Origin of the sequence: Nocardia sp. NPDC058518, assembly GCF_042719655.1 — a bacterium.
Classification (GTDB): Bacteria; Actinomycetota; Actinomycetes; order Mycobacteriales; family Mycobacteriaceae; genus Nocardia.
Genome location: NZ_JBHXNJ010000012.1, coordinates 127,066 through 144,770 on the forward strand (window position 1 = coordinate 127,066; position 17,705 = coordinate 144,770).

The 17,705-nt window shown below is 69.8% G+C and carries 1 protein-coding gene (running past one end of the window); it reads left to right on the top strand.

What is annotated here, in order from left to right; all coding sequences use genetic code 11:
• Positions 1 to 17,659 carry the end of a non-ribosomal peptide synthase/polyketide synthase gene (locus ACFWPX_RS21130; RefSeq protein ID WP_378928794.1) on the top strand. Its footprint begins 26,171 nt before the window's first position, so 17,659 of the gene's 43,830 nt are visible here — the last part of the coding sequence; its start codon lies off the left edge, out of view; its stop codon occupies positions 17,657 to 17,659.
• The last annotated feature ends 46 nt before the right edge of the window (positions 17,660 to 17,705 follow it).

Genomic DNA, 17,705 nt, shown 5'->3' on the forward strand with positions numbered 1-17,705 from the left:
CTGGGAACTGTTCGGCCCGCTGAGCACCGGCGGCCGGATCGTCGTGGCGAGCCCCGACGGTCATCGGGATCCGCAGTACCTCGCGGATGTCATTGCCGCGCAACGGGTCACGATGACCTCGTTCGTGCCCTCGATGCTCACCGTTTTCGCGGGCAGCATCGATGCCGCCGCCATCGAGGGCGGAGCTCTGTCCTCACTGCGCGCCCTGCTGATCGCCGGTGAGGCGTTCACCGCCGATGCGGTGGTCGCCCTGCGCAAGGTGAGCGACGCGGCCCTGTTCAACCTGTACGGCCCCACCGAGTTCACCGTCCACGCGACGCACGGACCGGTCGCCGAGCAGGTTGACGGTGCCGTCCCGATCGGTTCGCCGGTCTGGAACTCGCAGGCCTACGTGCTGGATTCGCGACTGCACCCGGTCGCCGCCGGTGTCGCCGGTGAGCTGTACCTGGCCGGTGCCCAGCTGGCCCGCGGCTACTTCGCCCGCCCCGACCTCACCGCCGACCGCTTCGTCGCCGACCCGTTCGGGACCGGCGGCGAGCGCATGTACCGCACCGGTGACCTCGTCCGCCGCGACGAGAACGGTGTGATCACCTACCTCGGCCGCACCGACTTCCAGGTCAAGCTGCGTGGTCTGCGCATCGAGCTCGGCGAGATCGAGGCCGCGCTCACCGCGCACAACACCGTCACACAGGCCGTTGTGGTCGTGCGTTCGGATGCGCGCACCGGCGACCAGCTCGTCGGCTATGTCGTCCCCGCCGCGGGCGCGACCGTCGAAATCGACGCGCTGCGTGCGCGGCTGGCCGCCCAGTTGCCGTCCTACATGGTCCCGGCCGCGTTCGTCGTGATCGACGAGATGCCGCTGAGCGCCAACGGCAAGCTCGACCGCAGGGCCCTGCCCGAGCCGGTGTTCGAGGCGCGCGAGTTCCGCGCGCCTCGCACGCCGATCGAGGAGATCGTCGCCGCTACCTTCGCCGAGGTGCTCGGTCTGTCCGGCGACCGCGCGGTCGGCCTCGACGACGACTTCTTCGACCTGGGCGGCAACTCGCTCATCGCCACCCAGGTGGTCGCCCGCCTCGGTGCCGCCCTCGACACCCGCGTCCCCGTGCGCGCGCTGTTCGAGGCGCCGTCGGTGGCCGCGCTGGCCGCCAAGGTCGAGGTCCACGCGGGTAGCGGCAGCCGTCGCGAGCTCGTGGCCGGTGCGCGCCCGGAGCAGATCCCGCTCTCGCTCGCCCAGCAGCGCATGTGGTTCCTCAACCGCTTCGACAGCGCGACCGGCGTCAACAACATCCCACTGGCCGTCCGCCTGACCGGTGACCTCGACATCGACGCACTGCGTCAGGCCGTCGCCGACGTGGTCGACCGGCACGAGGTGCTGCGCACCGTCTACCCCGAGACCGCCGAGGGCCAGGGCGTGCAGGTCGTGCTGCCCGCGGGCCAGACGCCGATCTCGCTGAACCCGATCACCGTCGACTCCGACGAGATCCGCGATCGCATCAGCGAACTCGTGCTCGCCGGGTTCGACGTCACCGCCGAGGTCCCGGTGCGCGCCGAACTGTTGCGCATCGCGGGCTCCATGGACGGCTCGCACCCCGACACCCACGTGCTGGTCTTCGTCGTGCACCACATCTCCGGTGACGGCTGGTCGGTGCGCCCGCTGGCCCGCGACGTGATGATCGCCTACGCCGCTCGCTCGCGCGGCGAAGCACCCGGCTGGGCGCCGCTGCCCGTGCAGTACGCCGACTTCGCCCTGTGGCAGCGCGAAACGCTCGGTGCCGAAGCTGATTCGGCGTCGATGATCGCCCAGCAGGTGGCCTACTGGTCGCAGCACCTGGCCGGGCTGCCCGACCAGCTCGATCTGCCCGCCGACCGGGCCCGTCCCGCCGTGGCGTCCAATCGCGGTGGCGTGCACGAGTTCTCGATCGACCCCGCCCTGTCGGCCGGACTCAACGCGCTGGCCCGCGAACACGGCGCCAGCCTGTTCATGGTCGTGCACGCCGCGTTCGCCGCGCTGCTGGCCCGCCTGTCGGGCAGCGACGACATCGCCATCGGTACCGCCGTCGCCGGTCGTGGTGAAGCGGTGCTCGACGACGCCATCGGCATGTTCGTCAACACCCTGGTCCTGCGCAGCGCCGTCGACCCGGCCCAGCCGTTCACCGAGCTGCTCGACCGGACCAGGGAGAACGACCTCGCCGCCTTCGGTCACGCCGACCTCCCGTTCGAACGCCTCGTCGAGATCCTCAACCCGGCCCGTTCGCAGGCCCGCCACCCGCTGTTCCAGGTGATGCTGTCCTTCCAGAACACCGGTGAGGCCGCCTTCGAACTGCCCGGCCTCGAGGTCGCGGGCGTGCCGCTCGACGTGGTCACCGCCAAGTTCGATCTGCACCTGAACCTGGCCGACCGCCACCGTGCCGACGGTTCCGCCGACGGCATGACGGCCGAATTCGCCTACGCCACCGACATGTTCGACGCAGGCACCGTCGCCGCCCTCGCGCAGCGCCTGGTGCGGATGCTGACCGCGGTCGTGGCCAAGCCCGCCCGCGCGATCGGCGAGGTCGACCTGCTGGCCCCGGCCGAACACCGCCGGGTGGTCACCGACTGGAACGCCACCGAGCACCAGGTCGACCAGGCCGCCACGCTGGTGTCGATGTTCTCCGAACAGGCCGTGACCAGCCCGAACGCGACCGCCGTCACTTTCGAGGGGACGAGTCTGTCCTACCGCGAGTTCACCGCACAGGTGAACCGCCTCGCCCGCCACCTCATCGCCGAGGGCGTCGGCCCGGACACCATGGTCGCGCTCGGCATGCGCCGCTCGCTCGACCTGGTGATCGGCATGTACGCGGTGAGCGTGGCCGGTGGCGCGTACGTGCCGCTCGACCCCGACCACCCGGCCGAGCGCACGCACTATGTGCTCGAGACCGCGGCGCCGGTGTGCGTATTGACCACTGCCCGTGACGACTTCGACGCGGGCTCGACCACCGCGCTGAACATCGAACGCCTGGATCTTTCGGATTACTCGGACGCGCCGGTCACCGATGCCGAGCGGATCGCTCCGTTGCGTCCGGAGAACACGGCGTATGTGATCTTCACGTCGGGTTCGACGGGTCGTCCGAAGGGTGTGGCGGTCAGCCATGGCGCGATCGTCAACCGTTTGGTCTGGATGCAGGAGGCCTACGGTCTGACCGAGGCCGATGTGGTCTTGCAGAAGACGCCCGCCACGTTCGACGTGTCGGTGTGGGAGTTCTTCTGGCCCTTGCAGATCGGCGCGCGGCTGGTCGTCGCCAAGCCCGACGGTCACCGCGATCCGGCCTACCTCGCCGAGATCATCGCCACCGAGGGCGTCACCACCGCGCACTTCGTGCCGTCGATGATGTCGGTGTTCGTCGCCGAACTGGCCGAATCCGCGGCCGTGGCCCTCGCCGACGGCCAGCCGGTGTCGAACAGCCTGCGTCTGGTGTTCGCCTCGGGTGAGGCTCTGCCCGCGCCGACCGCCCAGCGGATGCGCGCCCTCACCGGCGCGGCCCTGCACAACCTGTACGGCCCCACCGAAGCCGCGGTCGACGTCACCTTCCACGAGGTCACCGATGCCGACATCAGCTCGGTGCCGATCGGTGCACCGGTGTTCAACACCCAGGTGTACGTGCTGGATTCGCGTCTGCACCCGGTGCCCGTCGGTGTTCCCGGCGAGCTGTACCTGGCCGGTGTCCAGCTGGCGCGCGGCTATGTCAACCGTGCGGACCTCACCGCTGACCGTTTCGTCGCCGACCCGTTCGGTGACGACGGCGAGCGTATGTACCGCACCGGTGACCTCGTCGCCTGGACCGAACAGGGCGAGCTGGAGTACCTGGGCCGCACCGACTTCCAGGTGAAGCTGCGTGGTCTGCGCATCGAGCTCGGCGAGATCGAATCCGCGCTCACCGCGCTGCCCTCGATCGCCCAGTCCGTGGTCGTGGTCCGCTCCGACGAGCGCCTCGGCGACCAGCTCGTCGGCTATCTGATCCCGGCGGCCCGGGTGCGACCGGCGGGCCCGGAGGCGGTAGCGGAGCGTGACCACGCAGGGCCCTCGGGAGCACCCGCATCAGGCACAGCCGCGAGCATCGACCTCGATGGCGTGCGCACCGAACTCGGTGGTGCGCTGCCGACCTACATGGTGCCCACCGCGTTCGTGATCCTGGATGCCTTCCCGCTCAACGCTTCCGGCAAGCTCGATCGCAAGGCCCTGCCCGCGCCGGTGTTCGAGGCCAAGGTGTTCCGCGCGGCGTCCACCCCGATCGAAGAGATCGTGGCGGGCACCTTCGGCGACGTCCTCGGCGTGACCCGGGTCGGCGCCGACGACGACTTCTTCGAACTCGGCGGCAACTCGCTGCTGGCCACCCAGGTCACCGCCCGCATCGGCGCTGCCCTCGATATCCAGCTCTCGGTCCGCGACCTGTTCGAAGCCTCGACCGTGTCCGCGCTCGCCACCCGCGCCGAGCACAACGCCGGTTCCGGCCGGACCCGTCCGCGCCTGACCGCGGGGGAGCGGCCCGCCGTCATCCCGCTCTCGCCCGCCCAGCAGCGGTACTGGTTCCTCAACCAGTTCGACACGTCCACCTCCGCGGTCGACAACATCCCCCTCGCGGTGCGCCTCACCGGCGAACTCGAGGTGGCCGCGCTCGAACAGGCCATCGGCGATGTGTTCGCCCGCCACGAGATGCTGCGCACCACCTACCCGCGCTCGGCCGACGGCCCGCACCAGGTGATCCTGCCCGTCTCGCAGAGCCGCGCCGTGGTGCACCACATCGAGGTCACCGAGGCCGACCTGCTCGGCACCGTCATCGAATTCGCGATGACCACCTTCGACGTCACCGAAGAGGTGCCGCTCAAGGTCGCGCTGTTCGAGCTGAGCCACACCGACCACGTGCTCGCGTTCACGGTGCACCACGTCTCCGCCGACGGTTCCTCGATGGGCCCGCTGGCCCGCGACATCATGGCCGCCTACGTGGCCCGCGTGCAGGGTGAGGCGCCGCAGTGGGCGCCGCTGCCCGTGCAGTACGCCGACTACGCGCTCTGGCAGCGCGAGGTCCTCGGCGACGAGACCGATCCCGAATCGCTGGCCGCCAAGCAGGTCGCGTACTGGTCCGAAGCGCTGGCCGGGCTGCCCGACCAGCTCGAACTGCCCGCCGATCGGCCGCGCCCGCCCGCGCAGTCGTTCCAGGGTCAGGCCATCCGCTTCGAGATCGACCCGACCCGCCACGCCGCCCTGCACGAGCTGGCCAGGGCGAACAACGCCTCGTTGTTCATGGTCGTGCACGCCGCGCTCGCGGTGCTGCTCGCCCGCCTGTCCGGCACCGACGACATCGCCGTCGGCACCCCGATCGCGGGCCGTGGTGAGCGTGAGCTCGACGACCTGATCGGCATGTTCGTCAACACCCTGGTGTTCCGCACCGCCGTCGATCCAAGCGTCTCCTTCGCCGAACTGCTCGCCGACGTGCGCAACCGCGACCTGGAAGCCTTCGCCAACGCCGACGTACCGTTCGAGCGTCTCGTCGAGGTGCTCAACCCGGTCCGCTCCACCGCGCGCAACCCGCTGTTCCAGGTGGGCCTGTCGTTCCAGAACCTGGCCGACACCACCTTCGAACTGCCCGGCCTGACCGTCAGCGCCGTCGACTACGACTCCCAGCTGGCCAAGACCGACCTGCACGTCACCCTCTACGACCGCTACACCGACGACGGCGCACCGGCCCAGCTGGTCACCGAATTCGGTTACGCCATCGACCTGTTCGACGAGTCGACGGTCCAGAGCTTCGCCGACCGCTTCCTGCTGGTGCTCGACGCGGTCGCCGCCGACGCCACCATCGCGGTCGGCGATATCGACCTGCTCACCACGCCGGAATCCGCGCGGATCGTCACGGCGTGGAACGACACCGCGCACGCTGTCGACACCGACGCCACCCTGGTATCGCTGCTCGACGCCACCGTGGCCGCCACTCCTGCGGCTGTCGCACTGGTTGTCGATGAAGCCGACGGCCGTCGTGAACTCACCTACGCCGAGCTCGATGCCGAGGTCAACCGCCTCGCACGGCACCTGATCTCGCTCGGAATCGGTACCGAGGACAGGGTCGCGCTGGCCATCCGTCGCTCCGCCGAGCTGATCATCGCGATGTACGCGGTGGCTCGCACCGGTGCGGCGTACGTGCCGATCGACCCGGATCAGCCTGCCGAGCGCACCGACTACATCCTGGAAACGGCCGCGCCCGCTGTCGTGCTCACCACGGCGAATGCCGAATTCAGCACGGCGGCAGCCGAAGTGGTCGTCCTCGACCAGCTCGACCTGACCGATGTGAGCGATGCCGCGATCACCGGGCGCACCCTGCTGCCCGCGAACACCGCGTACGTGATCTTCACGTCCGGCTCGACCGGCAAGCCGAAGGGTGTCGCGGTCTCGCACGGCGCGATCGTCAACCAGTTGCTTTGGGAGACGGCCGAATTCGGTATCGGTGCCGACGACGCGGTCTTGCTCAAGACCGCCGCCACCTTCGACCTCTCGGTCTGGGAGTTCTGGACCGCCGCCGTGGCGGGTGCCCGCCTGGTGGTCGCCACCGCCGACGGCCACCGTGACCCGGCCTACCTCAACGACCTGATGCGGGCCACCGCCGTCACCACGCTGCATGTGGTGCCGTCGATGCTCGACGGGCTGCTGACCGAATCCGGTGCGGCACTGCCGCGTACGTTGCGCCGCGTCCTCGCCATCGGTGAGGCGTTGCCCGCCGCGACCGCGCAGCGCTTCCGCACGGCCAACACCGCCGCGCTGTTCAACCTGTACGGCCCGACCGAGGCCGCGGTCTCGATCACCAGCCACGCGGTCACCGACGCCGACAAGGTGTCGGTCTCGATCGGCGCGCCGGAGTGGAACAGCCGTGTCTACGTGCTGGATTCGCGTCTGCGCCCGGTTCCGGTCGGTGTGTCCGGTGAGCTGTATCTGGCCGGCGCCCAGCTGGCCCGCGGCTACTTCGGTCGCGCCGATCTCACCGCCGACCGTTTCGTCGCCGACCCGTTCTCGGCGACCGGCGAGCGCATGTACCGCACCGGTGACCTCGTCGCCTGGAACGCCGACGGCGAACTGGACTACCGGGGCCGCACCGACTTCCAGGTGAAGATCCGCGGCTTCCGGATCGAGCTCGGCGAGATCGAGGCCGCGCTGCTGCGTCAGCCGGACATCACCTCCGCCGCTGTCCTTGCCCACACCGACCCCGTCGTCGGCGACCGCCTGGTCGCCTATGTCGTGGCCGACACGGTGGTGGACAAGCTGGCTCTGCGTGCCGCACTGGCCGCCGAGCTGCCGTCCTACATGGTTCCGACCGTGTTCCTGCAGCTCGACGCGCTGCCGCTCAACGCCAACGGCAAGCTCGACCGCAAGGCTCTCCCGGAGCCCGAGGTCGAGAAGGCCGTGTTCCGCGCGCCGGTGAGCCCGAGCGAACAGCTCGTGGCCGCCACCTTCGCCGAGGTCCTCCGCCTAGATGCCGACAAGCGTTTCGGCCTCGACGACGACTTCTTCGCCTGGGGCGGTAACTCGCTGCTGGCCACGCAGGTCGCCGCCCGTCTGGGCGAGGCGCTCGACACCCGCATCCCCGTGCGCCTGCTGTTCGAGGCATCCACGGTGGCTGCCCTGGCCCATCGGGTCGAGCAGCACGCCGAGACCGGAGATCGCAAGGCGCTCACGGCCGGTCCGCGTCCCGAGCGCATCCCGCTCTCGCTCGCGCAGCAGCGGATGTGGTTCCTCAACCGCTTCGACACCCAGTCGGCGGCCTACAACGTCCCGGTCGCGGTGCGGCTCACCGGTGACCTCGACGTGGCCGCGCTGCGTGCCGCGGTCACCGATCTGGTCTCGCGCCACGAGATCCTGCGCACCGTCTACCCGCAGACCGAAGCGGGCGCGGCACAGGTGATCCTGTCGCCCGCGCAGGCCGCGCCGGAGCTGATCGAACGCACCGTCGCCGCCGACGAGGTGGAATCGGCGGTCGCGGAACTGATGTCGACCAGCTTCGATGTCACCGTCGAGGTGCCGCTGAAGCTCGCGCTGTTCCAGGTCGAGGACACCGACGAGTTCGTGCTGGCCCTGGTCGTGCACCACATCTCCGGTGACGGTTCCTCGGTCGCCCCGCTGACCCGTGACCTGATGACCGCCTATGCGGCCCGCTCCATGGGCTCCGAGCCCGGTTGGGCCCCGCTGGCCGTGCAGTACGCGGACTACAGCATCTGGCAGCGCGACCTCCTCGGCAGCGAGGACGACGCGGAGTCGATGGCGTCCAAGCAGGTCGCGCACTGGAAGCAGGCCCTCGCAGATCTGCCCGATCAGCTCGACCTGCCCGCCGACCGTCCGCGCCCGGCGGTGCAGACCTTCGCCGGTAGCAAGGTCGACGTCCAGATCGACGCCGACACCCACCGCGCGCTGGTCGAACTGGCCCGCGCCGAGGGCGCGACCCTGTTCATGGTCGTGCACACCGCCCTCGCGGTGCTGCTCGCCCGCCTGTCGGGCACCGACGACATCGCCATCGGCACCCCGATGGCCGGTCGTGGCGAAGCCGCGCTCGACGACATGATCGGCATGTTCGTCAACACCCTGGTGTTCCGCACCAAGGTCGACGGCGGCGAAGCCTTCACCGAGCTGCTGGCCCGCCAGCGCGAGGACGACATCGCGGCGTTCGCCAACGCCGACGTGCCGTTCGAGCGCCTGGTCGAGGTGCTCAACCCGGTGCGCTCCACCGCGCGGCACCCGCTGTTCCAGGTCGGTCTGTCGTTCCAGAACCTCAGCCGCGCCACCCTGGAACTGCCGGGTCTGACGGTCTCCGGACTCGATATCGCCACCGAGTTGTCGCAGTTCGACCTGCACCTGATCGCCACCGACCGCTACGGCGATGCCGGTGAGCCCGAAGGCATCTCGGGTCTGTTCACCTACGCGACCGACCTGTTCGACCACGCCACGGTCGAAGGTTTCGTCGAGCGATTCGTCCGCCTGCTCGGCGCGATCGTCGCCACTCCGCGCACCGCGGTCGGCGATATCGAACTGCTGGCACCGGCTGAGCGCACCCAGGTGCTCGAGGCCCGCAACGCCACCGCCTACGCGGTCGACACCGAGGCCACCCTGGTCTCGCTGCTCGACGCGTCGGTGGCCGCCGACCCGAAGTCGACCGCCCTGGTCACCGACGACGGCGCCCAGCTCACCTACGCCGAACTCGACGCGAAGGTGAACCGCCTCGCGCGGCACCTGATCTCGCTGGGTGTCGGCCCGGAATCCCGTGTCGCGCTGGCCATGCGCCGCTCGGTGGACCTGGTTGTCGCGATGTACGCGGTGGCCAAGTCCGGTGGCGCGTATGTGCCGGTCGACCCCGATCAGGCGGCCGAGCGCACCGACTACATCCTCGAGACGGCGGCACCGGTCTGCGTGCTGACCAACGCCGAGTTCGCCACCGATGTCGCGCCCGTGGTCCGCGTCGACGAGCTCGACCTGGAATCGATCGGCGCCGCACCGATTTCCGATGCCGAGCGCACCGAACCGCTGCGTCCGGAGAACACCGCGTACGTGATCTTCACCTCCGGCTCCACCGGTCGGCCGAAGGGTGTCGCCGTCCCGCACGGCGCGATCGCCAACCAGCTGCAGTGGAAGCAGATCGAGTTCGGCATGGACGCGGCCGACGCGGTGCTGCTCAAGACCGCCGCCACCTTCGACCTCTCGGTCTGGGAATTCTGGTCGGCAGCGGTGTGCGGTGGTCGCCTGGTGATCGCCTCGGCCGACGGCCATCGCGAACCGGCCTACCTCAACGAGCTGATGGCCCGCGAATGGGTCACCACCCTGCACGTGGTGCCGTCGATGCTCGACGCGCTGCTCGCCGCGGGGATCCCCGATTCGCTGTGGCGGGTCCTGGCCATCGGTGAGGCGCTGCCGGGCTCGCTGGCCCAGCGTTTCCGCGCCGAGTTCAGCCGCACCGAGCTGTTCAACCTGTACGGCCCGACCGAGGCCGCGGTCTCGATCACCTCGCACCGCGTCAACGCCGCCGACCAGGTGTCGGTCTCCATCGGTTCGCCCGAGTGGAACAGCCAGGTCTACGTGCTCGACGAGCGCCTGCGCCCGGTGCCCGACGGTGTCGCCGGTGAGCTGTACCTGGCCGGCGCGCAGCTGGCTCGCGGCTACTTCGGTCGTGCCGACCTGACCGCCGATCGTTTCGTCGCCAACCCGTTCACCCCCGGTACCCGCATGTACCGCACCGGTGACCTGGTGGCCTGGAACAACCGCGAACTCGACTACCGCGGCCGCACCGACTTCCAGGTGAAGATCCGCGGCTTCCGCATCGAGCTCGGCGAGATCGAGGCGGCGCTGCTCGCGCTGCCCGAGATCGCGCAGGCCGCCGTTATCGCCAAGTCCGATCCGCGCACCGGTGACCGCCTGGTCGCCTACCTGGTCGGTGCCGATATCGAGGTGGCACAGGTCAAGTCGGCGCTGTCGGCCGGACTGCCGTCGTACATGGTGCCCGCCGCGTTCGTCGTGCTGGACGCGCTGCCGCTCAACGTGAACGGCAAGCTCGACCGCAAGGCGCTGCCGGAGCCGGAGTTCGAGGCGCAGGCCTTCCGCGCGCCGTCGACCCCGATCGAGGAGATCGTGGCAGGCGTGTTCGCCGATGTGCTCGGCGCCGAGCGCGTCGGCGCCGACGACGACTTCTTCGCCCTCGGCGGTAACTCGCTGCTGGCCACCCAGGTCGCGGCCCGCCTCGGTGCCGCACTGGACAGCCGGGTGCCCGTGCGCCTGCTGTTCGAGGCGTCGACGGTGGCCGGTCTCGCCGTGCGGGTCGAGCAGGGTGCGGGCGCCGGTGGGCGTCGCGCGCTGGTCGCCGGACCGCGTCCGGATCAGGTGCCGCTCTCGCTCGCGCAGCAGCGCATGTGGTTCCTGAACCAGTTCGACACCGCGTCCTCGGTGAACAACATCCCCGTCGCCGTCCGCCTGTCGGGCGCACTGGATGTCGGGGCATTGCAGCTGGCCGTCGCCGATGTGCTCGCGCGGCACGAGACCCTGCGCACGGTGTACCCGTCGACCGACGGCACACCGCACCAGGTGATCCTGCCGGTCGAGGGCAATGTTCCGGATCTGACACCGGAAACCGTTGCCCCCGAACAGGTTCGAGACAAGATCGCCGAGCTGATCTCCACCGGCTTCGATGTGATCGACGAAGTGCCGTTGCGTGCCCGCCTCATGCGGGTCGCCGACGAGGAGTTCATCCTCGTCTTCGTCGCCCACCACATCAGTGCCGACGGCTGGTCCATGGGCCCGCTGACCCGCGACGTGATGATCGCCTACGCCGCCCGTGCCGCCGGTGAAGCGCCGGGCTGGGCGCCGATGCCGGTGCAGTACGCCGACTTCAGCGTCTGGCAGCGCGAGGTCCTCGGCGCCGAGACCGACGAGACCAGCCTCGTCGCCCAGCAGGCCGACTACTGGAAGCGCGCACTCGCCGGTGTCCCCGACGAGCTGAACCTGCCGCTGGATCGACCGCGTCCGAGCACGCAGTCCTTCGCCGGTGGCCGGGTGCTGTTCCCGATCGGCGGCGACATCCACGCCGGGCTGTCCGCCATCGCTCGCGAGCAGAACGCGACGCTGTTCATGGTCGTGCACACGGCCCTCGCGGTGTTCCTGGCACGCATGTCGGGCACCGAGGACATCGTCATCGGTACGCCGATCGCGGGCCGCGGTGAGGCCGAACTCGACGACGTGATCGGCATGTTCGTCAACACCCTCGCCCTGCGCACGCAGGTGGGCGGGCAGCTGAGCTTCGCGGAGCTGCTGACCCAGGCCAAGGAAGCCGACCTGGCCGCCTTCGCCCACGCCGACATCCCGTTCGAGCGCCTGGTGGAACTGCTCAACCCCGAGCGCTCCACCGCGCGGCACCCGCTGTTCCAGGTGGCGCTGTCGTTCGAGAACCTGCCCGACGCCAGCTTCGAGCTGCCGGGTCTGTCGGTCTCGGCCGTCGACTTCGATGTCGACACCGCCAAGTTCGACCTGCTGCTCACCGTGCGTGAAGCGGCTGCCGGGGACGAAGCCGGCGCCTACGCCGAGTTCTCCTACGCCAGTGCGCTGTTCGACCAGTCGACGGTGGAGAAGTTCGCGCAGCGCTTCCAGCGTCTGCTCGCCGAGGTCGTCGCCGATACCACCACCCCGGTCGGCGATCTCGAACTCCTCGACACCACCGAGCGCACCGAACTGCTCACTCGCACAGGCGGTCCCGCCGCTTCGGTGAGCACATTGCCGGAGCTCCTCGCGCAGGCGGTGGCGTCCAACCCGACCGGTCAGGCCATCGTCGCGCCCGGTGAGTCGGCCTCGCTGACCTATGCCGAGCTCGACGCGGCGTCCTCCCGTCTGGCGCGGGTACTCATCGAGCGCGGTGCCGCACCGGAGACGGTCGTCGCCATCGCCATGCAGCGTTCGCTCGACACCACCCTGGCGATCTGGGCCGTCATCAAGACCGGTGCGGCGTTCCTGCCGGTCGACCCGAAGTACCCGGCCGAGCGCATCGCGCACATGATGTCGGACTCCGGTGCGGCACTGGGCATTACGGTATCGGCCGAGGTCGACCACCTGCCCGCCCCCGCGCTGGGCGACTGGCTGACTCTCGACGACACGGCTACCGAGGCCGCGATCGCCGCACAGTCCGACGCCCCGATCATCGAGGCCGACCGCCGTGGCGCGGTCCGCCCCGGCAACACGGCCTACATGATCTACACCTCGGGTTCGACGGGCCTGCCCAAGGGCGTCGTCGTCACCCACGCCGGTGTGCCCAACTTCGCGGCCGCCCAGGTCGCGCAGTTCGGTCTCGACAAGAACGCGCGGACCCTGGCCTTCGCGTCACCGTCGTTCGACGCCTCGATTCTCGAGTTCCTCCTCGCGGTCGGTTCGGCGGGCACGCTCGTCATCACGCCGGTCGGTGTGGTCGGCGGCGAGGAGCTGGCCGACATCATCGCGAGCCAGCAGCTCACCCACGTGTTCCTCACCCCGCTGGTCGCGGCGTCGATGGAACCCGCGGCACTGGCCGGACTCGAAGCACTGATCGTCGGTGGCGACAAGGCCCCCGTCGACCTGGTCGCGAACTGGCACAGCGCGGGCACCGACCCGGCGCAGCACCGGTTCTACAACGCCTACGGTCCGACCGAGGCGACCATCGCCACCAACCTGTCCGATCCGCTGCTGCCGGGCGACACCATGAACATCGGTGGCCCGATCGCGGGTGCGACCGTGCTGGTGCTCGACAGTCGCCTGCGTCCGGTGCCCGAAGGTGTGGCCGGTGAGCTGTACCTCGGTGGTGTCCCGCTGGCTCGTGGCTATCACGCGCGCCACGGCCTCACCGCCGAGCGTTTCGTGGCCAGCCCGTACGCCGACGGCGAGCGCCTGTACCGCACCGGTGACGTCGTCGCCTGGCGCACGGTGCACGGCAAGCCTGTCGTGGAATACGTGGGCCGCAACGACTTCCAGGTGAAGATCCGCGGTTTCCGGATCGAGCTGGGCGAGATCGACGCGGTCCTCACCGCGCACGACGACGTCGAGTTCGCCGCCACCATCGGCCGCAAGACCGACGCGGGCGCCACCATCCTGGTGTCCTACGTGCGCGCCACCGCCGACCCGGCCGCCCTGGTCGAGTACGCGGCCCAGCACCTGCCCGCGCACATGGTGCCCGCCGCCGTGATGGTCCTCGACGAGATCCCGCTGACCCCCGCGGGCAAGCTGGACCGTCGCGCACTGCCCGAGCCCGTGCTCGCCCCGCGTGAGTTCCGTACGCCGACAAGCGAAGTCGAGGCGATCATCGCCACCGTCTACGCCGAGGTGCTCGGTGTCGACGCCGTCGGCCTGGACGATTCGTTCTTCGCCCTCGGCGGCGACTCGATTCTGTCCATCCAGCTGGTCTCGCGGGCCAAGGATCGCGGCGTGCTCTTCAAGCCGCGCGATGTGTTCGAAAAGCGCAGCGTGGCAGGGCTTGCCGAGATCGCCGTACTCGCGGGCGATGCCGAACAGATCGTCCTCGAGGAACTGCCGGGCGGCGGTGTCGGCGACATCCCGATGCTGCCGATCATGCGCCAGATCCTCGCCGGTGGCTCCACTTACGACCGGTTCTCCCAGTCGATGGTGCTTCGTCTGCCCGAGAACATCACCGCCGAGGTCCTGCACGCCACCATCGGTGCGGTCTTCGACCACCACGACGTGCTGCGCTCACGGGTCGCTCGCGGTGAAAGCGGCTGGGAGTTCGAGGCTTTGGCACCGGGCGAGGTCGACGTGACCACGCTCGTGCGTCGGGTCGAGGTCGCCGGTGACATCGCCGACGATCAGCTGTCCAAGCTGGCCAGCGTCGAATACGACGAAGCCATGGGCCGTCTCGACCCCGCGAACGCCGCCATGGTGCAGTTCGTCTGGTTCGCCTTCGGCGAGCCCGCCGACGGCCCGCGCCGCCGCGACGTGCTGCTCATTGTCGGCCACCACTTCGTGATCGACGGCGTCTCCTGGCGCATCCTGATCCCGGACCTCGGCATGGCCTGGGGCCAGATCGCGGCGGGTCAGCCGGTCACGCTGCCGGTCAACGGCACGTCGATGCGGCGCTGGGCGCACAGCCTGGTGGAGCAGTCGACCGACCGTCGCGCGGAACTGCCGTTCTGGCGCGAGGTTTCGGCCACCGCCGATCCGCGGCTGGGTGCGCGGGCGTTCGACCCGCAGGTCGACACCTTCGCCACCGTCGACCGGGTGCAGGTCACCTTGTCGCCCGAGGTCACCGACGCGGTCCTCACCGCGATCCCCGGCCTCTACCACGGCGGCGTCAACGACGGCCTGCTCAGCGCGCTCGCGCTGGCCGTATCCCGGTGGCGCGGTGACGAATCCGGCACCGCGGCGCTGATCAAGCTGGAAGGCCACGGCCGTCAGGAAGAGATCGTCGCCGGTGCCGACCTGTCGCGCACCGTCGGCTGGTTCACCACCGCCTTCCCGGTTCGCCTCGATCTCGCGGGTGCCGACCTCGACGACGCGTTCGCCGGTGGCGCCGTGCTCGCCGACGTGATCAAGTCGGTCAAGGAGCAGATGCTGGCCGTGCCAGACAAGGGCATCGGTTACGGCATGCTGAAGTACCTCACCACCGAGGGCGCGGATCTGCCGAGCGTCGGCCAGATCAGCTTCAACTACCTCGGCCGCGCCACCGCGGGTGAGATCCCCGCCGAACTCGCCGAACTCGGCTGGGTGCCGGTGGCGGATCTGGGTCAGCTCGACGCCGAGATGGACCTCGACATGCCCGCCAACGCGACGCTGGATATCAACGCCATCGTCAACGACGGTGACGAGGGCCCGCAGCTCGGCGCGAACATCGCGTTCCCGAAGGGGCTGCTCACCGTCGAGCAGGCTCAGGAGTTCGCCGATCTGTTCGTGGCCGCGCTGACCGCGCTCGCCACGCACGCCCAGCGTGCCGACGCGGGTGGTTTCACCCCGTCCGACATGCCGCTCGTGCGGGTGGGCCAGCCCGATATCGAGCTCTGGGAGCGCGATTACCCCGCGCTGTCGGAAGTGTGGCCGCTCTCGCCGCTGCAGGCAGGCCTCATGTTCCACGCCATGCTCAGCTCGGCGACCGTGGACGTCTACACCGTGCAGGCCGTGCTCGACCTGACCGGCACGCTCGACAAGCGGCGCCTGCGCGGCGCGGCCCAGGCCGTGCTCGACCGGTACCCGAACCTGCGGACCGCGTTCGTCACCGATTCGGCCGGTCAGCCGGTGCAGGTGGTGCTGTCCGAGCTCGAGGTGCCGTGGCGCGAGGTCGACCTCACCGACCTGCCCGAGGACGAGCGGATGCCGCGCATGCGGCAACTGCTGCTCGCCGATCAGGCGAACCAGTTCGACATGGCCACCGCGCCGCTGATCCGCTTCGGTCTGTACACGGTCGGCGAGGGTCAGGCGCACCTGGCGATCACCGTCCACCACATCCTGGTCGACGGCTGGTCCATGCCGCTGCTCATGCGCGACCTGCTGGTTCTCTACGCGGTGCACGGTGACCTCACCGCGCTCCCGCGCGTGGCGTCCTACCGCAACTTCCTGTCCTGGCTCTCGGGCTGGGATCGTGAAGTGTCGCTGCAGGTGTGGGCCGAAGCGCTGGCCGGGGTCGAAGGCCCCACCCAGCTCGCGCCCGCGCCGCGTTCCGAGGAACGCTACGAACTCGGCAAGGTCATCGTCGAGATCGACAACGACCGCACCAGGGCGCTCGGCAAGTTCGCCGGCGAACTGGGTGTCACCGTGAACACGCTGCTGCAGACCGCGTGGGGCATCGTCGTCGGGCGCCTCACCGGCCGTGACGACGTGGTGTTCGGCGCGACCGTCTCCGGTCGCCCGGCGGACCTGCCCGGCGTCGAGTCGATGGTCGGCCTGTTCATCAACACCCTGCCCGTGCGCATCCAGATCGACGACCGGATGACCGCGGAGAAGCTGACCCAGCGGGTGCAGTCCGAGCAGGCCGAACTGCTCAGCCACCACTTCGTCGGCCTGTCCGACATCCAGCGGGTGGCCGGTATGGGCTCGCAGTTCGACACGCTGGTGGTGTTCGAGTCCTACCCGATGGACAAGGACGCCGTCACCGCGGCGAGCTCGATCGACGGCATGCAGGTCACCGGTGTCGGTCTCGACGACGCCACCCACTACCCGCTCACGCTGGTGGTGATGGCCGAGTCGACCATCGAGATCACGATGAAGTACCTGACCAGCACCTTCACCGCCGACGAGGTTCGCACGCTGTCGCAGCGCCTGCTGCGCGTGCTCAACGAGCTGCTCGACAACCCGACCGGCCTGGTCGGCGACATCGACATCCTCGACGCGAACGAGCGGGCCCAGCTGCTCGCCGATTCCGGTGTGACAGCCGCTGTTTCGGCCCCGGTCGCGTCGGGTGTCGGCGCGCAGACAGTGGCAAAGGTGCTCGCCGAGGTCGTCGAAGCCGACCCGCAGGCCCCTGCGCTACTGCGTGGCGACAGCGAAATCGCCTACAGCGCACTGGATCGCAAGTCCTCGCAGCTGGCCCGCGTGCTCATCGCTCGCGGTGCGGGTCCCGGCGACGTGGTCGCGATCTCGCTGCCGCGCAGCGTGGATTCGGTCCTCGCCGCCTGGGCGGTCCACAAGGCGGGTGCCGCGGTGCTGTTCGCCGGGGAACTCTCCGGCGTCGAGATCGCCGCTACCGGAGCGACATTCGGCATCAGCGCGGCCCCGGTCGCGGGCGTGGCAGGCCAGTGGTTGCTCCTGCCCGACATCGAAGCCGACATCGCCGAGGCCGCGGCCCACCCCGTCTCCTACGCCGATCGGGTCCGCCCCCTCGCCGAAACCCACCCGGCCTTCGTGCTGGTCTCCGGCGAGAACACCACGGTCCTCGACCAGTCCGAAGCGGTAGCCCTGGCCGAACGCCTCCGCGACGAACACGGCATCGACTACGAATGCACCACCTACACCACCCACGCCTCCGGCCGGGCCGCCATCCAGGAATTCCTGGCCTCGTCCAGCGCGGGAGCCCTGTCGGTCCTGCCCAACGGCTCGGTCGAAGACGACCTGTCCGACGGGGAGGTCACCCACTGGTTCGTCACAGCGGTAGATCCGACCGACGCGGCCGGCGGTGAAGTCGGAGTGATCGTCGCGGAGTAGGCGCGAAGCTGCTCGCCCACCAGGTCATCTCTGCTGGGCGAGCAGC